Genomic DNA, 21,953 nt, shown 5'->3' on the forward strand with positions numbered 1-21,953 from the left:
CCTCACCGCTCCTCACCCTGTCGTCCTGCGTAGGGGCTTCCCCGATTCCTCGGTGGCCGCCCGTTCGTAGCGTCGATCACCACGCAGGACGACAGGGTGAGGAGCGGTGAGGACGATGGGGTGGCTGGACGACATCGTTGACGGGGTCGGCGGCGCGGTCGACGCCGTGGGCGACGCGGCGGGTGACGTGGTCGACGCCGTGGGCGACGCGGCGGAGGACGTCGGCGAGGCGATCGGCGACGCAGCCGGGGCGGTCGGTGGGGCCGCGACGGACGTGGCCGACGGCGCCGTCGGCATCGTCACGGACGGCGCGGCGCTGCTCGGCGGCCTCGCGGAGACCGGCGTGGGGGTGATCTCGGACGCGGCCGAGTGGAGCTACGACGTCGGGACCAGCGTGATCGACCGGGCCGGTGAGGGCGTCGCGATCGTCAAGGACCAGATCGGCACCGGGTTCGAGCGCATCGCGGAGCCGATCCTCGGCGAGGACCTGGCGCGGGACGTCGGCGAGGCCGTCGGCGAAGGGGCAGTCATCTTCGCCACGGGCGGTGCCTCGGCCGCCGCCACCTACGGAATCGGCCAGGCAGCCGGTGCCGCCGGGGACGTCGCCGAGGACGTGGCACGCGACATCGGCGTGGACGGCGACATCGCCGACACGATCGGAGACATCGCCTCGGTCGGGGCCGGCGTGGGGATGGGCAGGGACGTCTACGCAGCGGCGGCCGACCGGGGTCTCGACCCCGGGGCCATCGCCGGTGACCTCGCGAGCTCGGCGGCGGATCCCCTCGTCGGGCAGGACGGTGGCGCCGCCATCGGCCGCTTCGCCGACGCCGCGACGGACGCCTACGGCGACGACGTGTCCGAGGCGTACTCCGACGGCGGGTTGAGCGCCTACGGCGGCCCCGCGCTCGACCCCACGAACCCCGCAGTGAACTCGATCCCGCATGCCCCGGCCTTCGACGCCACCCCGGAGCAGGAGAACGAGTTCGAGGAGTCCGCGCGTGAGGCGTTCGGCGAGACGATCGAGGCGACCTACGAGCCGATCGTCGGGCAGGAGGCCGCCGAGCGGATCGGCGAGGTCGCGCCCGACGTCGTCATCGAGGCCGTGAAGGCCGCCGCGACCGGCGGGGTCAGTGCCGTCGGGATCGGTGTCACGGCGGGGCAGACCGGCTACGAGGCGGCCACCGGCGAGTCGCCGGGCGAGAGCCTGGGCGACGAGATCGCGGACGCGCTGGAACCCATCCTCGGCAAGGAGGCCGCCGACGCCCTCGGCGACGCCCTCGGCAGTGCCGCCGATGCGGGGATCGGGTTCATCGGCGGCGGCGGCGACCTGTCGGACCTCGACCCGACGGACATCGACCTGTCGGACCTCGACGTCGACGACATCGACGACATCGTCGACGCCGTGCAGCCCGTCGTCTCCGGCACGTTGGGCGGAGCGACGGGCATCGATCCCACGAGCATCGACGGCGCGATCGACGGCGTCCAGGGCGGGGACCTGAGCGGTCTCGACGCGGACGACGTCGTCGATGCGGTCCAGCCCGTGGTCACCGATTGGGTCGGGGACAACACCGGCATCGGCCGCGAGACGCTCGACGACCTGGTCGACGGCGCCCAGCGCGGCGAGCTCGACCCGGGCGATCTGGGCCTCGGCGACCTCGTTCCCGATGAGCTCCGCGACATCCTTCCCGGCGATGTGGATCTCGGGAACGTCCTTCCGGACGACCTGGCGTCCGACGCCGAGGAAGCCGTCACTTCTGCCATCAGCTCCGCCATGACCGCCGCCGAGCCCGGCGGTATCCCCGCGGACGCCGCTCCGATCGGCTCCGTTCCCGACTGGGCCCATGAGATCACCACCGGCGTCGGCGGGAGGCTCGACCCCTCGCTGATCGGGGCCACCCGGGACATCGGCCCGATCTCCCTCAACCCGCAGCCGCTTCCGCCCGAGCCGCCGGACGGTGGCGAGGCCGGCATCATCATCGTGGGCGGATCCGACCCCGGGCCGGGCCTGCAGGTGCCGGACGGCCTCGGCCTCGGCGGTGTGCCCTTCCCGGTCGGTCCGGTGGACCCCGGGCCGGTGGAGTTGAATCCGCAGCCGCTTCCGCCGGAGCCGCCGGACGGCATCGACCTGGGGTCGGGCCTGCCCGGGTTGCGGAGCCTCGACCTCGGCGGTGTGCCTTTCCCGGTCGAGCCGCCGGCGAGGCTGGAGCCGCTGCCGCCCTCGCCGGAGGACTACTCGGCCTACGACGACTTCGGTTACGGCACGGTCCCGCCGGTTGAGCCACCGGATGGGCTGGAGCCGCTGCCGTCCTCGCCGGAGGACTACTCGGCTTACGACGACTTCGGTTACGGCAGCGTGCCCCCGGTCGAGCCGCCGGCGGGGCTGGAGGAGCACGGGGCGCCGCCGATGGAGGAGCCGGTGCGGGCCGACGAGGCGCCGCTGGTGCAGGAGGAGGCCGTCGAGGCTCCGGTGGCCGAGGAGCCGATCACCCGGGATTCCGTGGTCGAGGGGCCGGTCGCGGAGGCCCCGGCGGCCGAATCGCCGGAGCACGAGGAGCCGGAGCACGAGGAGCCGGAGTACGAGGAGCCGGAGTACGAGGAGCCGGTCGCCGAGGCCGACCCGATGCCCGAGCCGCTGGACGCCGAGGAGCCCGTGCACGCGGAGGAGGAAGCGGCCGAGCAGCCCGAGCACGAGTGCGAGTCCGACATGGACGCGGTCGGCTGACCGCACACCCCGGACGCGCCGGTGAGGAGGCCCCCTCCTCACCGGCGCTGCCGCAGCCACGACCGAGTCAAGAGGGGTCGCAATGCTAGGGGGTTCCCCGATTCGTCCCGAAGTCGATCTCCGTAGCGTCGGCGGCATGGGCGCCCTGGACGGCAGCAGGATCTCCGATGACATCGGCGTCGAGCTGGGGCCCGACCCGGAAGCCCACCTCGGCCCCGCTGCGCTGTCCGGCACGGCCGGGGTCCTCGCGGCCGGCCCCGAGGACGACGGTGCCGAGGACGGCATCTTCTACGGGACCGACCCGCTGGCCGGCGGGGGCGGGCTCGACGCCCAGGACGTTTCACTCGCAGAGGCGGCCGCGGACGACCTCCCGCCCGCCGAGCCGGACCTCGACGACTTTCCACCCGACGAGCCACCCCTCGACGCGGCACCGACCGTCGCGCCGCTCGTCGCCGACGCGCCGGGCGCGACCGAACTCGTCGCGGACCCACCCGCCGGCCCGGTGCCCGACCCCGAGGCGGAGGCCGAGCCGTGGGTCGACCCGCTGCCCGAGCCGCTCGACGACGAGGCGGAGCCGGACCGGGACGAGTCGCCCGCCGAGGCCGACCTCGACCTCGACTTCGACGAGATCGGATAGCCGCTGATGACCTACGCACTCGGCGTCGACCTCGGGACGACGCGCACCGCCGCCGCGGTCTACGAGGACGGGCAGGCCGCCGTCGTCACATTCGGCATGGACGCCCCGACCCTGCCCTCGGCGGTGTTCGCCGACGGCGACGGTGGTGTCCTGGTCGGTGACCAGGCCCTGCGCCGGGGGGCCGCGGACCCGACCCGCCTGGCCCGCGAGTTCAAACGCCGCATGGGCGACCCGGAGCCGCTCATCCTCGGCGGCATGCCCTGGCCCCCGTCCGCGCTCACCGCACGGCTGCTGGGGGCGGTGCTCGACCAGGTGAGTGAGCGGCAGGGCGGCCCCCCGGCCCGGGTCGCGCTGACGCACCCGGCGAGCTGGGGGCCGTACAAGACCGACCTCTACCTCGAGGCCGCCCGGCTCTGCGGTCTCGACGACGTCCGACTGCTCCCCGAGCCGGCCGCCGCGGCGCTGCACTACGGCAGCCGCAACCGTGTGCCCGCCGGGGCCACGGTCGCGGTGTACGACCTGGGCGGCGGCACGTTCGACGCGACCGTCCTGCGCAAGACCGCCGACGGCTTCCAGACGGTCGGCCGGCCCGACGGCCTCGAACGGTTCGGGGGCGTCGACATCGACGCGGCCGTGCGAGCCCACGTGCGCCGGGTGCTCGGCGACGCGCTGACCGGTCTCGACCCGGCCGACCCGGCGGCGGTCAAGGCCATGGCCCGGTTGCAGGAGGAGTGCGTGCGCGCCAAAGAGGCGCTGTCGAGCGATCTCGAGGTGTCGATCCCGGTTCTGCTGCCAGGACTGGTCACCGAGGTGCGCCTCACCCGAGCGGAGCTCGAGTCGATGGTCGGGCCGGTGCTCGGGGACACCGTGACGGCCCTGCGTCGGACGATGCGCTCGGCGACGGTCGAGGCGGAGGACCTCGCCGCGGTCCTGCTGGTCGGGGGCGGCTCCCGGATGCCCCTGGTGGCGCGCCTGGTGACCGAGGAGCTGCGCCGCCCGGTCGCGGTGGACGCGCATCCCAAGCATTCGATCGCGCTCGGTGCCGCGCTCGCGGCGGCAGGGGTGGACGCGGCCTCCTCGCCCGCCCCGCCGCCTCGTCCCGGTCCGCCGGGCCTGCCCGCGCCGGCCGGCCCTGCCGTCGTGGCCGCGGCGCCCGCCCAGGCCACGACGGCGACCGGCAGTGCCGTGCCCGCCGATGCCGCGTCCGGTCCCGGCCCGAAGGGCCTCCGGCTGGTCGGTCCCGGCCAGATCGGTCCCGGCCCGAACGGCCCTGGCCCGAACGGTCCCGGTCCGGATGGTCCCGGCCCGGATGGTCCTGGCGGGAACGGAACCAGCCCGATCGGCTCCGGCCCGGGTGTGCCTGCCGACGGCACCGGTCCGATCTCCGCCGGTCCGATCTCCGCCGGCCCGATCTCCGCCGGCCCGATGTCCGCCGGCCCGATCGGTGCCGGGCTCGTCGGCAGCGGCCCGAGCGGCGCCGCCGCGGCCGCACCGCGGCCCGCCGCCCGCCGCCCGCGCCGCGGTCTCGTCCTCGGGGCCGTCGCCGCCGCGCTGCTGCTCGTCGCCGGGGGCGTGACCGTGTTCATGCTGCTGGGCGACCGGTCCTCCGGGGACCCGGCCGGTTCGCCCGCCGCAGCCGGCGGCGGTGCGACCGGCAGCGGCGGGGCCGCCGGGGCCCCGCGGGTGGTCTTCACGAAGATCGAGCGTGACTCCGCCAACGGCGTGATCATCCAATTCCGGATCGACGGCGAGGCGCCCGCGGGCACCCCGCTGCCGCTGCGGGCCGACTTCTTCTACGACGACCAGCACCCGGAGTCGATCGGCGTCGACACGTACCCACGGTACGGCCGCTACGGAGGCCTCTACTACGGTGCGCAGCCGCCGGCCTTCGTGTTCCCGGACATCCCCTTCCGGAGGCCCGATGCCAAGCTGTGCGCCCTCGTCGCGGACGCGCACGACCTCGTCCTCGACCCGGCTTCCGCCGTCTGCGTGGCGGTACCCCGATGAGCGCCACCGTCGAGAGCGTCGCGGGCCTCGTGGCCGTCGTGGGCGAGGCGGCGCGCTCCGCGGGGCGCACCGACCTGGCCGAGCGGCTGGCGCGCGCGGAGGTCCGCCTGCGCACACCCGAGCGGCAGGTGCTCGTGATGGGCGACTACAAGCAGGGCAAGAGCTCGCTGGTCAACGCGCTGGTCGGAGCCGAGGTCTGCCCCGTCGACGACGACATCGCGACCTCCGTGCCCTGCATCCTCCTGCACGGGGACAAGGTCGCCGCCGCGCTCGCGGTGGACGGTGACGAGACCGAGCAGGGGCGGCCCGCGCTGCGCCCGGTCCGGCTCGCGGAGGCCCAGCGGGTCGCAGCCGGCGGTGCCGCCGACGGGGTTCGCTGGGTGCAGATCGCCATCCCCCGCGCACTGCTGCAGCAGGGCATCGCGATCGTGGACACCCCGGGCAGCGGCGGGATCGGCTCACCCGCCGCGGCGCTGGCGCTGGCGATGGCCGAGCGGTCGAGCGTCGTCGTCGCCGTCACCGACGCGACCCAGGAGCTGACAGCGGGGGAGCTGCAGTTCCTGCGCCGCGCCGCGGACACCGGCGCCCACGTGCTGCTGGCCCTGACCAAGACCGACCTCACCCGACACTGGCAGCGGATCGCGGAGATCAACCGCCGGCACCTCGACGAGGCGGGACTGGCCGGGATGCCGATCATCCCGACCTCGGCGACGCTGCGCCGGCTCGCGCTGCAGCGTGACGACCGCGAGCTCAACGCCCGGTCCGGTTACGCAGCGCTGACCCGTGAGCTGCGCGGGCGGGTCGCCTCGACCGACCCGGCCGCGCAGGCCCTGGACGAGGCCGAGGACGTCCTCACCCAGCTCGTGGAGCACTGCCGGGCCGAGCGTGCCGCGCTGCGGTCCCCGGAGGCAGCCGCCCGGGTGGCCACCGAGCTGGCCGAGGCCCGCCACCGCGCCGACCAGCTGCGCCGCGGCACCGCCCGCTGGCAGCAGGTCCTGGGCGACGGGATCAGCGCCCTGACCTCCGACGCCGAGTACGACGTGCGGACCCGGCTGCGCGCCGTGCTCAAGGAGATCGAGGACGCCGTCGACGCGGGCGACCCGGCCGAGACCTGGGACGAGATCCGCGAGCAGCTCGGCCGGCGCGTCGTCGAGGAGCTGGCCGCCCACCGCACGCTGCTCCAGGAGAGGGCGGCCGCCGTGGCCCGGTCCGTCGCCGAGCACTTCGCCGCCCGCGGCGCGGTGCTGGAGGTGGGCATCGGCGACGTCGGCGCGCGAGCCGCCGGCGACCCGGCCCTCGCGTCGGGTGACCTCGAGCTCTCCCGGGCGGGCATCGGCGGCAAGGCATTGACCGCCCTCAAGGGCGCCACGAGCAGCGTGATGATGTTCGGGCTGCTCGGCTCGCTCATCGGGTTCGCCGCGGTCAACCCGGTCACGATCGTCGCCGGGATCGGGATGGGGGCCAAGGCCCTCCGCGACGAGTCCAAGCGCCAACTGGCCCAGCGCCGCACCACTGCACGGACGACTGCCCGCAAGCTCGTCGACGAGCTGACGCTGGCCGAGACGAAGCTGACCCGCGACGCCGTCCGCGGCCTGCACCGCGAGCTCAGGGACGGTTTCACCGCCCGCGCCGAGGAGCTGCAGGCCTCGCTCGACGCCGCGGTCAAGGCCGCCCAGAAGGCGGGAACGACGGCCCAGACCGGCCGCGACGCGCGCACCGCCGAGATCGACGCGACGCTGCGCAGGCTGACTGCGCTGCGGACCGACGTCGGCAGCACGCGGACCGCCCTCGCCGCCGCCCCGCCGCGCGGGACGGCCGCCGAGGCCCGCACGACCACCGGGGTGACGCCGTGAGCCCGCTGATGACCGAACTCCGCCACCTGCTCGACGCGGCGGCACTGGCGTTCGCGGGCACCACCCGCGGCCAGGAGATCGCCGCCGTCCGCGCCCGGCTCGACGAACCGATGCGCATCGCGATCGCCGGACGGGTCAAGGCCGGTAAATCGACCCTGCTCAACGCGCTGGTCGGCGCCGAGCTCGCACCGACCGACGCCGGGGAGTGCACCCGGGTGGTCACCTGGTACCGCGAGGGCCCGGCACCGCGGGTGCTGGTCCAGCCCCACGGCGGCGAGCCGCTGCCCGCGGCCTACCGGCGGGAGAACGGCGCGCTGCAGGTGGACCTCGCCGGACGGTCGGCCGAGGACGTCGAGCGCATCCTGGTCGACTGGCCCTCGGCGGCGCTGCGGCCCTTCGCCCTGATCGACACGCCCGGGATCGACTCGGTCCACGAGGGCGTCTCGCGCCGCACCGCCCGCGCTCTCGGCGCCGGCGGCCGGGCCGGGGTCGCCGACGCGGTCGTCTATCTGCTCCGGCACGTGCACAGCGCCGACCTCAACTTCCTGGAGGCCTTCTCGGCGGACCGCAGCACCGCCCCGTCGCCGGTGCACTGCGTGGGCGTGCTGTCCCGGGCCGACGAGGTCGGGGCGGGGCGCCTCGACGCCATGGAGTCGGGGATCCGGGTCGCCGAGCGCTACCGGCGCGATCCCCGGCTGCGCGGGCTGTGCTCGACCGTGCTGCCCGTCTCGGCGCTGCTCGCCCAGGGCGGTGCGACGTTCACCGAGGACGACGCGGCCGCGTTGGCGGCACTCGCCGGCGCGGACCGGACGGTCGTCGACGACCTGCTGCTGGACGCGACCACGTTCGCCGGGCCGACCCCGGCCGACCCGGGCGGGGTGGGCCCGCAGGTGCGGCGGCACCTGCTCGACCGGATCGGCGTGTTCGGGGTCCGCCTGGCGCTGCACCTGCTCCGGGAGGGGCGGGCTCGGGGCGCGACAGAGCTCGGCCGGGCACTGGTCCGGGCCAGCGGGCTGGACGACCTGCGCCAGGTGCTGCTGAACCGCCTCGCGCCCCGCCGGGACCTGCTCAAGGCCAGGGCCGCGTTGCGGGCGCTGGATGACCTGCTCCGCGAGCACCCGGAGGACCCGGCGGTGCAGGCGCTGGCGGCCCGGCTGGAGGCGCTGACCGCCGGTGCGCACGAGCTCGCCGAGGCGGGCCTGCTCAGCGTGCTCCGCCGGGCGGAGCTCGACCTGTCCGACGGCGAGATCGACGCCGCCGAGCGGGTGCTCGGCGCGCACGGTCCCGACCACACGGCGCGGCTGGGCCTGGACCCCTGGTCCGCGCCGCAGGTCGTGGCCGCCGCCGCGCGGGCCGAGCTCGAACGCTGGCAACGCCGCAGCGAGAGCCCGTTCGCCGGTCCCGACACCGTGCGAGCGGCGCGGATCCTCGTCCGGTCCTGCGAGGCGGTGACCCGGCAGGCTGAGCAGGCCCACGCCGCCGGCGCGGGGTGAGCGCTCGGTCGGGGACGATGCGGGCCGCCACGTCACCTGGTGGCGTCGCCGGACCGGGGCGGCTGGCCGCCGGCCGGCATCGCTGCGGGAAGATGCGTAGTGCGCTACGCGTGACCGCCGGCGGCGCCGCCGGGACGATCTCGCTGTGGCGAACGGGCGCTGGTGGCTGACTCGGATGGGCATCGTGGTGCTGCTCCTCGCCACCGGCTGCAGCGCACCGGGCGCCGTGGGGGACACCCCGTCCGACGACGCGACGACCCGGCTCTACGGTCACGCCGCCAAGGAGCGGCCGGTGGGCTTCACCTACCAGCCCGACGTGGTGGTGGTCGGCGGTGGCGTGAACCCGGTTCACTCGGCCGGCGCGGACGGCCTGACCTGGGTGCTCGACGGTGACGCCCCTGGTGTCGACGACCTCCGGCCGGGAAGTGTCATGTTCGCGACCAGCCGCGCGGTGGGCCGCGTCGTCGAGCTGACGCCCACCGGCGACGGGGACGTCCACGTGCTCCTGGCGCCGGTCGAGCTCACCGAGGTGATCCGGGACGGCCGGCTGCGCATCGACACCGCGATCGACCCGTCGCAGATGCAGTTCCAGGTGATTCCGGACCGGCCCGGGGCTCTCGCCGATCCTGAGGCCGACCCCGAACCCGGCTTCCCCGGCACCGGGCCGATCGTGCGGCCGTCCGCCTTCCGTCCTGGTGGTCCGGCCGTCGCGGCCGCGGCCGCGTCCCGGCCGCTCCCGCCGCCGGTGAAGAACGGGGCGGAGGTCGGCGTCGGCAGCTGGATCGTCAAGACCGCCTACAGCGCAGGCAAGCTCGAGCTGAAGGTCGGCACCCCCGCGACCGACCGGCTCAAGGTGTTCATCGACCTCGCGATCGGCGTCCGGAACCTGCGGCTGCGCACCGACACAACGATCGCGAACGGCCGGGTCGGCTCGTTCGACGCCGCACTGGAGGGCCTGGAGTCGATCGCGGTCGACATCGCCGCCGGCGCGGCGGGCGGCGCGTCCGACAACGGCAAGGTCCGCATCGAGCTACCGGTGGACAACACGCTCTACATCCCGGGCGAGGTCCCGACCGTGCTCAACGTCAAGTCGAAGCTGATCGTCATCACCGCCTTCGGTGGGCGCAACGACACGCTCACGGCGGGTGGGGTGTGGACGGTGAAGGGCGCGCTCGGGATCTCCGGGGGTTCCCTGACGGTCCCCGAGTTCGGCGTGCAGAGGAGCATCATCGACTCCATCACCGGGATCTCCCTGGCCCCGGTCGGGTTGGTGTTCGCCGCCGAGCAACGGGTGCTGGTCGGCATCGGCGTCCCGGGCTTCGCCGCGGGCCCCTACCTCAAGCTTTCGTTCTCCGTCGGCGTGACGAACGGGTCGGCCCTGGGCGTCCCCTACGCCCGGTGCGTGAACGCGGCGCTCGACATCAAGGGTGCCGCGGGGCTCGCCCTCGGGATCAGCGACCCGACCCTGAGAGAACTGCTCCCGAAGCTGCCGGGCTGGGTCAAGCCGAAGGTGGAGCTCACGACCGAACGGGAGAGTTCGATCGCCAGCCGCAAACAGACCCTGCCGCAGTCCCCGATCTGCCTCGCAGGATCGACCTGAGGAGAACCGTGGCGCATGCCCACCGTCTCGCGCACCGGCTGTGCGCGCTCGCGCTGCTCGGCGCCGTCGCCGGCTGCCAGTCGCCGACGCCGGGGCCGGCGGCCCCCGAGCCGGGCGCAGCACGCTCGGCCGCGTCGGAGCCGACCGGCCTGCTCGACGTCCCGGGACAACCGGCCGACGACGGCGCGGGAGCCGCACCATCCAACCTGGACGCCTGCAGCCTGCTGACCCTGCCGGTCGCCGAGGAGACCGTCGACCGACGCACCACCCTCGAGTGGGTGGACAACGCGATCGGGCCACAGCGGTGCCTGTACGGCCAGACCGGCACCGACCCGGACTCCGAGTACAGCGTCCGGCTCGACCTGCTCGCGCACACCGAGGGTTCCCTCGCGTTCGCGCGGGAGACCGCGACCCAACCCAACGTGGTCGTTGCCGACGAAGCGGGGCTCGGAACCGGCGCCTACTCCGCGGTGAACGTCACGTTCGCCGAGGTCGGCTGCACCGCAGGCGGCGTCGACCACCTGGTCACGGTCGGCGCGCCGGCGACCCCGCCCGGGGTGATCGAGGCTCATGCCGCGTTCGCCCTGGAGAAGGCCCGGCAACTGGCCGGCCGCTACTGCTCCTGAGCATCCCGTAGCCGCTCGTCCGGCACGCCGGCCACCAGCGCGGCCAGCGCGGCCCGGTCGCCCACCCCGAGCTTCGTGCACGCCCGGTAGACGTGACCCTCCACGGTGCGCACCGAGATGCCGAGCCGCAGCGCGATCTCCCGGTTCGACAGCGGGGCGGCCGCCAGGGTCGCGACCTCCCGCTCCCGTTCGGTGATCGGGAAGGGCCGGGCGGCCGCGACCAGCGCCGGGGTGCGCGCTCCCTCGCAGGACGCGGCCAGCAGCGCCGCCCGCCGGGCCGCAGCGGCCTGTCCGCCCAGGTCATGACGCTGCCGGCACAGCTCGGCGGCCTGCGCGGCGGCCTCGGCGGCGGACAGCACCACGCCGGCGCTCTCGAACCGTTCCGACGCGAGCAGCAGCGCCTCGACGTCACCGTCGGCCAGCGCCCGGGCGTGTTCGGCGGCGGCCGGCGCACGCGGACCGTCCACACGGCGGGCCAGCTCCGCCAGCCGGGCAGCCTGCGCACGGTCCCCGAAGCCGACCGCGGTCTGCCTGGCCAGCACCTCCACGGCCCACTGTCCCGACCCGGCGGCCTGCGCGGCAGCCCGCCGGGCCCGCTCGACCGCCAGGCTGACCGCACCTTCGGCCGCGGTCGCCCAGGCTTGCGCCAGGGTCAGCCGCGGCTCCTCGAACCGGATACCCGGGTGCCGGCCCTGCTGAGCCCGACGCACCGCCTCGCGGGCGCCGTCGACGTCGCCGCACATGCCCAGCGCGTGGGCCAGCGTGGTCTCCAGAATCGTCGTCCAGCCCCCGCCGGAGCCCGGGAAGTGCGGGCGGAACTCGGCGAGCAGCCGCGCCGCCGGCCCGGGGCGGCCCTCGACCAGGGCGAGCCAGCCCTCGAGGACCGGCAGGAACAACGACAGGAACCTCCCGGTCAGCGACGCACCGAGCTCGGCGATGCGCTCGCGCACCAGGCCCGGCCGCCCGGCCAGACCCAACCCGAACAGCTCCCAGTAGGCGATGTTGACCTGCAGCGCGGCCGTCTCCGGTGCCCGCAACGCGGCGGCGACGGCCCGGCCTGCCAGCGCCGGGGCCTCGTCGTGCCGGCCGGTGAGGGTCAGCACCCCGAGCAGCGCCCAGGCCGCGTATGCCTCGGCCTGCGGCAAGGTCCGCCCCGCGTCGAGCACCCGTCGTGCCGCTCGCTCGGCGTCGGCCAGCCGGTCGCCCCCGACGGCCAGGTGGGCGCGCATGCCCTGCATGTCCAGCGCGGCGGCCGGCGAGACCCGCTCCACGTCGGCGAGCACCGCTTCGGCATCGTCGAGCCGGTTCAGGATGTAGTACAGGTTGGACGCCCGGGCGTGGGCGACCCGTACCCGCTGCTCCTCGGTCGTGGCCAGAGCCGCCGCAGCGGCGTACTCCTGCTCGGCCTCCGCCGCGCGGAACTGCCAGCCCAGGGTGAAGGCCAGCGTCAGCTGCGGGTCGAACGCCGGTGCCGCGGCGCAGGACCCGCGGAGCAGCCGCTCGGCCAGCGGCAGGTCGGTGAGCTCCAGGGCACGGGCGGCTGCCGCGAACAACAGACCCGGTTCGGGGGCCAGGTCGCTCTCCAGGGCGAGCACCGCGCGGCGCAGCACGTCACCGGCCTGCCACCCGCCGGGGGCGGCCATCGCCTCGACGAGGATGCCGCGCAGCCGCCGGGCCCGCATCGGTCCGCTGCGCGCTCGCAGCACCTCTCCGTAGAGCGGGTGCGCCAGCCGGGCCTCCCACCGGGGTCCGGTGGTGTCGACGGTGACCAACCCGCGCGCGACCGCGTCCTCGACCTCGACCGGCCCGACCACCTTCTCGAGCAGCGGCACGCCGAGCGGCTCGCCGATCGCCAGCAGTTCGAGCACCTCGCCCACCCCGGGCGGCTGCGCACCGATCCGGGTGTCGATCAGCTCGGCGAGCGCGGGAGTGATCCGCGGCGCATCGGCCCAGTGCCACACCCCCGCGGTCTCGACGAACCGGCCGGCGGCGAGCTCGCCGTCGACCAGGTGCCGCAGCCACAGCACGTTCCCGGCAGTCACCGCGTGAAGCCGGCGGATGCTGTCGCCGTCGAGCCGACCGCCGAGCACCGCGCCGACCAGCGCCCCGGTCTGCTCACCGGTCAACGGCGACAGGTCGAGCCGGGCCAGCAGGCCGTCCTTCCACAGCGCGGTCACCGCGGCCGGTGCCGGGGCCCCGGTGCGGACCGTGACCACCATCGGAGTCTCGCCCGCCACCGCCAGCTGGTGCAGCAGCGTCGCCGAGACGTCGTCGAGCAGGTGTGCGTCGTCCACGCCGAGCACGGCGTGGGAGCGCATGCGCAGCGCGGCGTGTGCGGCGGCCAGTGGTAGTGCACCGGTGGCCCCGCTCAACTCCTCGCCCAGCACCGGCACGAACGCGGCCAGCGGAACCTCCCGGGACGATTCCGTCGCGGCCACCCAGCGCACCCGGTCCGGGGTACGGTCGGCCAGCGCTGCGCGGGCCAGCCGGGTCTTGCCGACACCGGCCGGCCCGGCGAGCACGACCCCGCCGGCCCGGCTGAGTGCCCCGGCCATCGACCGCAGCTCCGCCTCGCGTCCGGTCAGCGGCCATGCAGTGCCATCCGTGCTGATCACCAGAGGAGTCTGCTTCGCCAGGGGGATCCACCGGAAGGCCGAGTCCGGAACGAACAGGTACCCCGCTACGCAAGACGGCGCGACACGGCATGGGACATCGTGGGCCCACCATCCGTCCCCCCGACCGGAGGCCTCCCCATGACCGATCCGCGCTGCCCGATCCCCAGCCGGGCGACGCTCCCCCGTGGCGTGCTCGTACTCGTAGTCCTGCTCCTCGCACTGGCCGGGTGCGGCGGGACCGCGGCTCCGCAGGCAGCCGGCGTGAACCCGGGCGCCGGGGTCCCGGAGATCCCGGAGATCCCGCAGGTCCCGGGGGTCCCGGCCGAGCCGCCGATCGACGTGTGCCGGCTGCTCACCTCCGAGGAGGTGACCGCGGTGATCGGCGCGCACAACGGCGGCCGGCTGGACCCGGGGATCGGGGCCGGATCGTGCTACTGGCGCAACGACGAGACCTACTCGTCGATCACCGTCAGGATCGGGCGGGCGGGTACCGCGCCCGGCGACCGGTTGCCCGAGCCGGGGGACTACGGCCCGACCGAGCCCGGGCCGGCGGGCATCCGGTTCGCGCCCAACAACGTCGCGGAGTTCGCCGTCGACGGCCGGGCCTGCGACCTGCAGGTGGTCACCGACGTGATGACCGACGCCGACCGGCCGACGGCGGCCCGCATGATCGGGCTGGTCCGGGACCGGCTGTAGACACCACCTGACGTCGCCGGTGATAACGCCGGGCCCGAGCGGCCAGATCCCGATCGGACGGGTCGACCGTCGAGAGGCATCAACAATCATGCCCGGCGGGTGAGGACCGTGGTCCCGTCGCCCACCAAGGATGGGGCACACGCCGTCGGTGGTCCGCGCGAGTGGGGGCCGCCCGCTCCTGGCCGGCACGCGGATCACGTCATCGCCAGCGGTCACGGGATGGACGGATCGCGGTCAGATCAGACGATCGGAGGGGACTGCGGTGGGGACGACAGTCCGGATGGCGTGATCGTCGGCGGCGGATCCGCCGGGGCGAGGGTGCCCATCCTCCCACGAGGGCGTTCCCGGCCCCTCCGCTCGGGAGGGCGCCGAGTCGCCCTTACCGGGTCACCGGCTCCGACACGTTCCTCGTGATCGAAGGTGATGCCGATCTGGAAAGCTCGGCAGCGGTCACAATCGGCATGAGTCGAGCAAGGTTGCCACGCCTGGCCGTCGTCGAGCTGATCCACCATCACCGCGACGCCGAGGAAGACCGCTCGGAGGCCGTCACCAAGACCGCAGCACCACGAGCCTGACTATCGGCCTCGATCCGGTCGTCGATCACAGAACACGGTCGGCAGGAGCTAAGCGGTAACGGTGGTCCGTACCGTCCCGAGGTAGCCACCGCAGCCCAGAGATGGAGGAGGCCTGGAAGCCGATGGATGCGACGCCGGAGGAGATCAGGACGCTGGTTCGGCGGCTGGAAGACATAATGAACTCGCGGGAGCTTGATCTCCTCGACGACGTCGTCGCGGAAGACTTCGTCCGGCATTGCGAGGCCACCCCGGATTTCAAGGTCCGCAGTCGCGAGGAGTTCAAGGAGTTCTTACGGCAGAATACCGTCGCGTTCCCGGACAATGTTCAGACTTTCCACCAGATCATCGTCGAGGGCAACCTGGCGGGCTTTTGGGTGACGTACGAGGGCACGCAGACTGGCCAGTTCGGCCCATTACCGCCATCGGGTCGGAGGGCCCGGTTTGACTTTGGCGGCTACCTCCGGGTCGAGAACAGCAAGCTTGCGGAGATCTGGCTGACTTGGGACAACATGACGATATTGGGCCAGCTGGGTTTCCTCCCGGCTTCTCCATGAGAGAGCGGGCGGTGCACACGCGGTCGCACCGGCCGCTTCTGCCGTAGTTGACCACACCGGCCGACAGTCTTCGACACCGACCCGCGGCCGGCTACTGTCTCCGGGCGCGGCCAGCCGTCTCGCCGAGATGCACGGGCGCGACCGGGGCACCCGCGGGCATCAAGCTGAGCGGGCCGTCCGTGCGTCGAGCCCGAGCATGGCCAGCAGTTCGGTGCAGTCGTCGAGATCGATGGCGCGGCCGGCGACGACGCGTGCTGCCTGCCTGCTCTGGGTCGTGCAGCTGCTCTGATAGGCGGCTTGAGCGTCGGACCAGCTGGACCTGCCGTCGTTGTCGATTCCGTGTCGAGCCGAGCTCATGGGATTCTCCTCCGGCCGGCCGCGGCGGTCGTCAGGCGTGGTGGAACCTGGCCCGGGACCGTGCGAGGCAAACGCCAGGCGGCAACCTGCACGGCACATGCCGTCCACTGGGTAACGATGCCCGCCCAACCTGACTCGACCAGAGTACCTGTGATCAAACTCCGCGGCGGGACGAAGCGGCGAGCGGCCTCTGGGAGCGCCGACGCGGCAGCGCCGAGCGGCGGATTGAGCTTCCCCGGGTAGCCCGGAGACCGGTGATCATGGCCGTCGGGCCGTGGAGTCTCTGTGGCAGGACCGAAGAAGCACCCCGATGTGCTGCGCGAGCGTGCTGTGCGGCCCGGTCGACCGTGCCCGACCAGGCTCCGAGCACCATCTGATCACCGAAACGCATGGCATCCCCCTCGCGGTGTCGCTGACCGGCGGCAACCGCAACGACGTCACCCGGTTCATGCCGCCGGTCCAGGCCGTCCCGCCGGTATGCGGCCGCCGCGGCACCGACACGGATCCGGGCTCGGCGTCCACCGCTGGGTCGTCGAGCAGAGCATCGCGCTGCTGCACTGGTTTCGCCGACTGCGCATCCGTTGGGGAACCGCGACGACATCCACGAGGCTTCGTGAGTCTGGCCCGCGGCATCATCTGCTGGCGCCGCCTGAAGAAGTCTCGGAGACTGCTAGGGGCACAGTTCAAGAAGGGCTACATCGCAGAGCAGGGCCAGTCGCCACAGACGATCGGCTACTCCCTGACGGATTCGCCCGTCGGTCTGGCGGCGACGGCCTCACCCGGGGCGGGATCCTCGACAGCATCACGCTGTAGTTGGTGACGGGCACCGCGGCCCCGGTGACCGGCTGGCTGCCGCCGGGGTCTCGTTCCCGGTCGCCTTCACGGTGTTCCCCGGCGAGATCTTCCAGGCGCCGCGCAGCTGGGCCGAGAGGGTCTACCCCAACCTCATCCACTTCAACATCTACTTCAACGAGGCCGACCGATGAGGCACTTCGCCCGCGTGGAAGGAGCCGCAGCTCTTCACAGAAGAGCTGCGGCGCAGGCTTCCGGTCGCTCCACTGCCCCGTCAGGACACCAACGAGTCGAAGGAAACAAGACCGATGTCCAGCAGCCCCAGCCGACGAATGAAGATCGGCGACTTCCTGCTTCGCCGTCTCGAGGAGGCCGGCGTCAGGCACCTGTTCGGCGTCCCCGGCGACTTCAACCTCGAGCTGTTGCAGCAGCTCCAGGACACGGGCACGCTGAAATGGATCGGCACATGCAGCGAGCTGAATGCGTCCTATGCCGCGGACGGCTATGCGCGGCTGAACGGCCTGGGCGCGCTCCTGGTGACGAACGGCGTCGGCGCCCTGAGCGCGATCAACGGTGTCGCCGGCTCCTACAGCGAGCACGTCCCGGTCATCTGCATCTGCGGATCGATACCGCTCAGGTCCATCGACCGTGGCCTGGGGATGCACCACACCATGGCCGACGGGACCTGGGACCGCTTCCTCGGCGCCTACGCACAGGTGACCGCCGCGCAGGCCAGGCTCACCCCACACAACGCGGTCACCGAGATCGACAGGCTGATTCTCACCGCCTGGCGGGAGAAGCTCCCGGTGTACATGGAGCTGCCGTCCGACATCGCCTACCTCGACATCGAGGTTCCGGCAGCCCCGCTCATGCTCGCCGAACCGCCCAGCGACCCGGAACGGCTGCGTTCGTGCATCGCCGCGATCGCGGGGCGACTGTCCGCCGCCACGTCGCCGGCGATCCTGGTGGATCTGGACGCGGACCGGTTCGGCGTCGCATCCGAGGTGATGGGGCTGGCCGACAAGATGCAGGTTCCAGTGGCAATGATCAACACAGCCAAGGCAGTGATCGACGAGACGTTCCCTCATTACCTTGGCATCTACAACGGCAAGGCAAGCAAGCCGCACGTACACGAGGCGATCGAGTCCAGCGACTGCCTGCTCTCCATCGGCTACCGGCCGATCGAGGTGACCACGGGCGACGTCACGGCGTCGCTGCCCGTCGACACGATCCGCGCCCGCGGCCACTCAGTGGACGTCGGCGATGACAACTATCAGGCGGTGACGCTCAAGGAAGTCCTCCGCGGCGTCATCGACGCGGTCCCGCACGTCAGCAACCGCACTCCGCGCCATGTTGCGGCAGCGGCGGCGAGCACCCACGCCGACGGCTCGGCCAAGCTGACTCAGGCTGCCTACTGGCAGGCCATCCAGGGCTACATCCGGCCCGGGGACGTCCTGTTGGTCGACAATGGCACGTCATACGCCGTCTTCGGCCTGAACCTCCCGCCGAAGTGCACCTTCGTCGGGTCAGTCAACTGGGGGTCGATCGGCTACTCGGTCGGCGCCCTGCTCGGCACACTGACCGCAGCGCCGGACCGTCGTCACCTGCTGTTCGTGGGCGATGGCTCGTTCCAGCTCACGGCGCAGGAGCTGTCGACCATTCTGCGACACGACCACAAGCCGGTGATCTTCCTGATCAACAACGGCGGGTACACCATCGAACGCGGCTACCTCGGCAAGACCGAACACTACAACGACATCGCCAACTGGGCCTATGCCGATCTGCCGAAGGTGTTCCGTCCCGACACCTCGGCGCGATCGTTCGTCGTCAAGACCAGCAGGGACCTGCAAAACGCCCTCAGCGCGCCGAACGACACGATGATTTTCGTCGAATCAATCATGGACCCCTACGACGCTCCCGCCGCGGTCATCAGCAGCAGCAACAGCGGGGCCGACATCGACTACGGGCCTCGCGGCCCGCAACACCGCGGCAACGTGCAGCTCCGGCCAGCCACCTACGACGGTTGATCCGCAAGCACGGACAACAGCGCAAGACACCCGCTCATTCCGGACCCAACCAGCTCATTCTGTTCAGGACCTATGAGAGCCGCAGATCGTCCGGGGCCCCGCCGGCGACGGCGGCAGCCCTGCGAGCGGATGCACGGTCTCCCCGTCATGAGCGTCGGATGCCGGAGTGCTGAGCGCTCATCGTGGCGGCCCAGCGTGGGCCGAGGACGGCAGGGCCAGATCCATCGCGAGGGTGCCGGTGGGGACCTGTACCCACACGGCATGAGGCATGTGGATCTTGGAGGTGGCGATGAGCTGGTAAGTCCCGGCAGCGGGCGCCTGGAGGGCGAAGGCCCCACGGTCGTCGGCATGGCCGTGTGCGGCTTGCCGCCCGGAGCTGTCGATCAGTGTCAGCACGACGTCGCCGACGCCGGTCCCGTCCGGCCCGTGCAGGACCCGGCCGTGCACCGTGGCCTCCGGCCGCTTCCGGATCACCTCGGTCGGGGCAGCCGGCGCCGCCGGCGCGTCCGAAGTCGGGGCGGCGGCCGGTGCGGTGCGCGGGTGCGGGATGAGCAGGTCGGCCAGCCCGACGAGCAGCGCGAGGACGACCAACCCGACCGCGCCGAGCAGGCCGCGGCTGATCGCGCTCGACCAGTCTCCGGCCGATGTCGTGAGCTGCCCGAAGAACACCGCCCCGACCGCCGCGATGCCGACTGCTGATCCGATCCGCTGGCCGGTCTGCAGCACGCCCGCAGCGGTGCCGCCCTCGCGGGGTGGGATCTGCTCCAGTGCGAGGGTCTGGTTGGGGGCGATGACCAGCCCGCTGCCGATTCCGGCGAGCAGCAGCGGACCGGCGAGCGCCCAACCGACGCTCGAGCCCAGGTCCAGCCGCAGGACGAGGTCCGCCCCGGCGAGCCCGACGGCCACCACGAGCGTGCCGATCACCACGAGCGGCTTGCCGAACCGGCCGACGATGCGTCCCCCGATCGCCGAGGAGCACGACGAGCCCAGCGCGAACGGGGTCAGCGCAAGGCCGGCCTGGAGCGGGGTGTAGTGCAGGCCTTGCTGGAAGAAGAGGGTGAGCACGAAGAAGATCGCGGTGAATCCGGCGAAGTAGAACAGGCCGAGCGTGGTGCCCGACGCGTAGCTGCGGGTGCGCAAGAGGCCGAAGTCGACGAGGGGATGGCCCACGCTGCGCCGATAGCGCCGTTCCCAGGCGACGAAGCCGACCAACAGCGCCGCCGCCACCACCAGCAGCCACCACGGCGCCGAACCGGGGTCCTGCTCGGCCAGCACCAGGGGGAACATCAGCGCCACGACGCCGAGGCCGAGCAGCAGTGCTCCCACCAGGTCCAGCGGGCGGCGCGGCCCCGTGCTCTCGTCTCTCGGCAGCAGTACTGGGCTCAGCGCCAACGCGAGCACCCCGATCGGGACGTTGACGTAGAACACCCAGCGCCAACCGTCGGCCGGTCCGCCCCACTGCAGCAGCAATCCACCCAGCAGCGGCCCGATCGCGGTGGAAACTCCGATCGCCGCGCCGAACAGGCCGAAGGCGCGCCCACGTTCCCGGCCGCGGAACAGTTGCTGGATGAACCCGATGACCTGCGGGTTGAGCAGCCCGGCGGCGGCGCCCTGAACGAGGCGTGTGATCACCAGCCAGGTCGGGGACATCGCGAGACCCGCCGCAGCGCTGGTCGCGGTGAACAGCGCGAGCCCCGCGACGAACATCCGCCGCCGCCCACGGTCGTCGCCGAGGCGCCCGGACGGGACGAGGACGAGGCCGAAGGTCAGCGCGTACCCGGAGACGACCCACGACAGCTCCGCGGACGATGCCCCGAGCCCGGACTGCATCGACGGCAGCGCCACGTTGACGATGCTGACGTCGAGCAGGCTCATGAACCCGGCGATCAGGCAGATCGCCAACGCGCGCCACCGGCGCGGGTCGGGCTGCTCCTCGGTGCTGCGCATGACGACGAGTCTTCCCCACGCGGCAACGATCCGCGTGCAGACGGCAACGTGGCCGGCTTCACGACATCGCCGTCGTCGAGGAGGAGGCCGTCGAACTGCGCGGCGCTGCCTCCATCAGGTCCGCCGTCACAACCGCCCCGGGCAGTGCCCACGCCGGCCCGTGCGATCGGGAACCGGGGCGAGCAGGGCCGTCACTCCGGCGTGACCTCCGCCATCTCCGACCACGCCGCACCGTCGATGTCCTGGTAGTTGATCTTCGGTCGTTCCGTGATCATGGCCGGCATCCAGGCGAAGAACTTCGTGGCGTGCTCGGTGGCCACGTGTGCCGATCCCGCGTCGGAGTCCGCGAACGTCTCGACGATGACGAACTCGTTCGGCTGCTCACCGTTCTCGTAGTAGTCGAACGAGACGTTGCCGGGCTCCTGCCGCACGTCTGCGGTGTACTGCTTGATCCCGGCCAGCCACTCATCGCGCTTCTCGGGACGGATCTGAGCCTTGAGGACGATGAGAATCACGAACGCCTCCCGCGGAGTCGCGACGGTCTCCCCGGTCGGCCACGACGGCCCCGGGCCTGGCGCGCAGTCTTCCACACCGGAGATCGGGGGCCGTCTCAATCGTCGACATTCCCGGCGCGTCCGGTCAGCGCGCCCGAACGGGCGGGGTGCTGTCACTGCTCGCCGGCCGACGGGGCGGACCTCATCGTTCCCCGGCCCAGCTCGATTACCGGTCGTCGGCCGTGGCCCACCTATGCTGCGGGCATGTCGTCGACCGCCGCGGGGGACGCGCACCGCAACTCGGCGCGCACCGCCGCCCTGACCGGCCTCATCAGCCACGTCGGCGGCGGACGGCGTCCGTTCGTCGACGCCACCGGAACCTCGGTGGCGCTGCCCGCCCGGATCCGCCGCCTCGTCGCCACCGACCCCGTGGTCGGTGCCTTGCTGCTCGACCTGGGTGCGCCGCTGGCCGGGTGCGCCGGGGACCTGGCCGGCGTCGAGCCGCTCGGCGCGCCGCGCGACCCTGACCCGGGCGCCGTCGCCGGCCTGCGACCGGACCTGATCGTGACCGGCGCCGTCGACCGGGTCCACGACCTGGTCGATGTGCGACTGCTCGGCGCTCTGCGGGGCGTCGCGCCCGTCGTGGCGGTGGACGTCGCCTACCGGACGGCGGCCGTGGCGGACCTGCGTGCCCTGCTCGGCGTGGTCGTCGAGCGCCGCGGCCCCGCACCCGCTCTCGATCGCCCGCCCCGCGAGTGACGCGGCCGCAGCCCTGAGAGCGCCACGGCAGGGGTTTCGTCCCGCGACGTCACCGCGTCAGCCGCCCGGGACACGGGCGGAATTCGCCGAAGGGTTGACGGCCAACGGGAGATGCGGATGCGCTGCTACGGAAACGTGTCGGCGTCGGTAGCAGCGAGTTCAACACGCGGCGCCGCATGGTCGGCAATTTTCCGCGGTT

At 73.1% G+C, this 21,953-nt stretch carries 16 protein-coding genes and 1 pseudogene; 13 read left to right on the plus strand and 4 right to left on the minus strand.

What is annotated here, in order from left to right:
- Positions 1-115: 115 nt before the first annotated feature.
- The 7 genes from HF526_RS00005 to HF526_RS00035 all read left to right on the plus strand — a co-directional run bounded on the left by HF526_RS00005 (position 116) and on the right by HF526_RS00035 (position 10,938).
- Positions 116-2,722 (plus strand): hypothetical protein, encoded by a 2,607-nt coding sequence (locus tag HF526_RS00005; protein WP_169379099.1) that lies wholly within the window; start codon positions 116-118, stop codon positions 2,720-2,722.
- Positions 2,723-2,858: 136 nt separating this feature from the next.
- Positions 2,859-3,359 (plus strand): hypothetical protein, encoded by a 501-nt coding sequence (locus HF526_RS00010; RefSeq protein ID WP_169379100.1) that lies wholly within the window; start codon positions 2,859-2,861, stop codon positions 3,357-3,359.
- A gap of 6 nt (positions 3,360-3,365) precedes the next feature.
- Entirely contained in the window at positions 3,366-5,366 is a 2,001-nt protein-coding gene (locus tag HF526_RS00015; RefSeq protein WP_169379101.1) for an Hsp70 family protein, read from the plus strand.
- Positions 5,363-7,219 (plus strand): dynamin family protein, encoded by a 1,857-nt coding sequence (locus HF526_RS00020; RefSeq protein ID WP_169379102.1) that lies wholly within the window; start codon positions 5,363-5,365, stop codon positions 7,217-7,219. The genes HF526_RS00015 and HF526_RS00020 overlap by 4 nt, the downstream gene beginning before the upstream one ends.
- A complete protein-coding gene (locus HF526_RS00025) occupies positions 7,216-8,712 on the plus strand; it encodes a dynamin family protein (RefSeq protein ID WP_169379103.1) in 1,497 nt (498 codons plus the stop codon). The genes HF526_RS00020 and HF526_RS00025 overlap by 4 nt, the downstream gene beginning before the upstream one ends.
- A 145-nt stretch (positions 8,713-8,857) precedes the next feature.
- A complete protein-coding gene (locus tag HF526_RS00030; protein WP_169379104.1) occupies positions 8,858-10,312 on the plus strand; it encodes a hypothetical protein in 1,455 nt (484 codons plus the stop codon).
- 8 nt (positions 10,313-10,320) lie between these two features.
- A complete protein-coding gene (locus tag HF526_RS00035) occupies positions 10,321-10,938 on the plus strand; it encodes a hypothetical protein (RefSeq protein WP_169379105.1) in 618 nt (205 codons plus the stop codon).
- Here HF526_RS00035 and HF526_RS00040 read toward each other — a convergent pair.
- The gene (locus HF526_RS00040) at positions 10,926-13,553 is read right to left on the minus strand and encodes a LuxR C-terminal-related transcriptional regulator (protein WP_169379106.1); all 2,628 of its coding nucleotides are present in this window, start codon (positions 13,551-13,553) and stop codon (positions 10,926-10,928) included. The genes HF526_RS00035 and HF526_RS00040 overlap by 13 nt on opposite strands.
- 138 nt (positions 13,554-13,691) lie before the next feature.
- On the opposite strand from HF526_RS00040, the gene HF526_RS00045 reads away from it, so the two are divergent.
- The 3 genes from HF526_RS00045 (at position 13,692) to HF526_RS00055 (ending at position 15,378) form a co-directional block, all read left to right on the plus strand.
- The gene (locus HF526_RS00045) at positions 13,692-14,249 is read left to right on the plus strand and encodes a hypothetical protein (RefSeq protein ID WP_169379107.1); all 558 of its coding nucleotides are present in this window, start codon (positions 13,692-13,694) and stop codon (positions 14,247-14,249) included.
- A 410-nt stretch (positions 14,250-14,659) separates the two neighbouring features.
- Positions 14,660-14,824, plus strand: coding sequence for a hypothetical protein (locus HF526_RS00050; RefSeq protein WP_169379108.1), 165 nt, complete (start codon positions 14,660-14,662; stop codon positions 14,822-14,824).
- A 122-nt stretch (positions 14,825-14,946) separates the two neighbouring features.
- Positions 14,947-15,378, plus strand: a complete 432-nt coding sequence (locus HF526_RS00055) for an ester cyclase (protein ID WP_169379109.1) — start codon at positions 14,947-14,949, stop codon at positions 15,376-15,378.
- Between the two features lie 159 nt (positions 15,379-15,537).
- Here HF526_RS00055 and HF526_RS00060 read toward each other — a convergent pair whose 3' ends face one another.
- Complete coding sequence (locus HF526_RS00060; RefSeq protein WP_169379095.1) at positions 15,538-15,735, minus strand: hypothetical protein; 198 nt, start codon at positions 15,733-15,735, stop codon at positions 15,538-15,540.
- Between the two features lie 337 nt (positions 15,736-16,072).
- Here HF526_RS00060 and HF526_RS34890 point away from each other — a divergent pair.
- Together HF526_RS34890 and HF526_RS00065 are read left to right on the plus strand one after the other, a co-directional pair.
- A pseudogene (locus tag HF526_RS34890) lies at positions 16,073-16,390 on the plus strand (transposase family protein); the annotation flags it as partial.
- Positions 16,391-16,835: 445 nt separating this feature from the next.
- Positions 16,836-18,554: an alpha-keto acid decarboxylase family protein gene (locus HF526_RS00065; RefSeq protein ID WP_169379110.1), complete on the plus strand. Its 1,719-nt coding sequence runs from the start codon at positions 16,836-16,838 to the stop codon at positions 18,552-18,554.
- Positions 18,555-18,731: 177 nt separating this feature from the next.
- Here the strand turns inward: HF526_RS00065 and HF526_RS00070 are convergent, their stop codons facing one another.
- Complete coding sequence (locus HF526_RS00070) at positions 18,732-20,501, minus strand: MFS transporter (RefSeq protein ID WP_169379111.1); 1,770 nt, start codon at positions 20,499-20,501, stop codon at positions 18,732-18,734.
- 191 nt (positions 20,502-20,692) lie between these two features.
- Complete coding sequence (locus tag HF526_RS36060; protein ID WP_169379112.1) at positions 20,693-21,016, minus strand: antibiotic biosynthesis monooxygenase; 324 nt, start codon at positions 21,014-21,016, stop codon at positions 20,693-20,695.
- A 243-nt stretch (positions 21,017-21,259) separates the two neighbouring features.
- Here HF526_RS36060 and HF526_RS00080 point away from each other — a divergent pair, with 243 nt between their 5' ends.
- Entirely contained in the window at positions 21,260-21,754 is a 495-nt protein-coding gene (locus HF526_RS00080) for an ABC transporter substrate-binding protein (RefSeq protein WP_169379113.1), read from the plus strand.
- The last annotated feature ends 199 nt before the right edge of the window (positions 21,755-21,953 follow it).

It is taken from the genome of Pseudonocardia acidicola, from assembly GCF_012911935.1.
Classification (GTDB): Bacteria; Actinomycetota; Actinomycetes; order Mycobacteriales; family Pseudonocardiaceae; genus Pseudonocardia; species Pseudonocardia acidicola.

Excerpts from the sequence above, each read along its gene's own strand:
- HF526_RS00045 (WP_169379107.1), top strand. The coding sequence starts at position 13,692 with ATGACCGATCCGCGCTGCCCGATCCCCAGCCGGGCGACGCTCCCCCGT.
- HF526_RS00060 (WP_169379095.1), bottom strand. The coding sequence starts at position 15,735 with ATGAGCTCGGCTCGACACGGAATCGACAACGACGGCAGGTCCAGCTGG.
- HF526_RS00010 (WP_169379100.1), top strand. The coding sequence starts at position 2,859 with ATGGGCGCCCTGGACGGCAGCAGGATCTCCGATGACATCGGCGTCGAG.
- HF526_RS00015 (WP_169379101.1), top strand. The coding sequence starts at position 3,366 with ATGACCTACGCACTCGGCGTCGACCTCGGGACGACGCGCACCGCCGCC.
- HF526_RS00070 (WP_169379111.1), bottom strand. The coding sequence starts at position 20,501 with ATGCGCAGCACCGAGGAGCAGCCCGACCCGCGCCGGTGGCGCGCGTTG.
- HF526_RS00080 (WP_169379113.1), top strand. The coding sequence starts at position 21,260 with ATGTCGTCGACCGCCGCGGGGGACGCGCACCGCAACTCGGCGCGCACC.
- HF526_RS00020 (WP_169379102.1), top strand. The coding sequence starts at position 5,363 with ATGAGCGCCACCGTCGAGAGCGTCGCGGGCCTCGTGGCCGTCGTGGGC.
- HF526_RS00065 (WP_169379110.1), top strand. The coding sequence starts at position 16,836 with ATGTCCAGCAGCCCCAGCCGACGAATGAAGATCGGCGACTTCCTGCTT.
- HF526_RS00005 (WP_169379099.1), top strand. The coding sequence starts at position 116 with ATGGGGTGGCTGGACGACATCGTTGACGGGGTCGGCGGCGCGGTCGAC.
- HF526_RS00055 (WP_169379109.1), top strand. The coding sequence starts at position 14,947 with ATGGATGCGACGCCGGAGGAGATCAGGACGCTGGTTCGGCGGCTGGAA.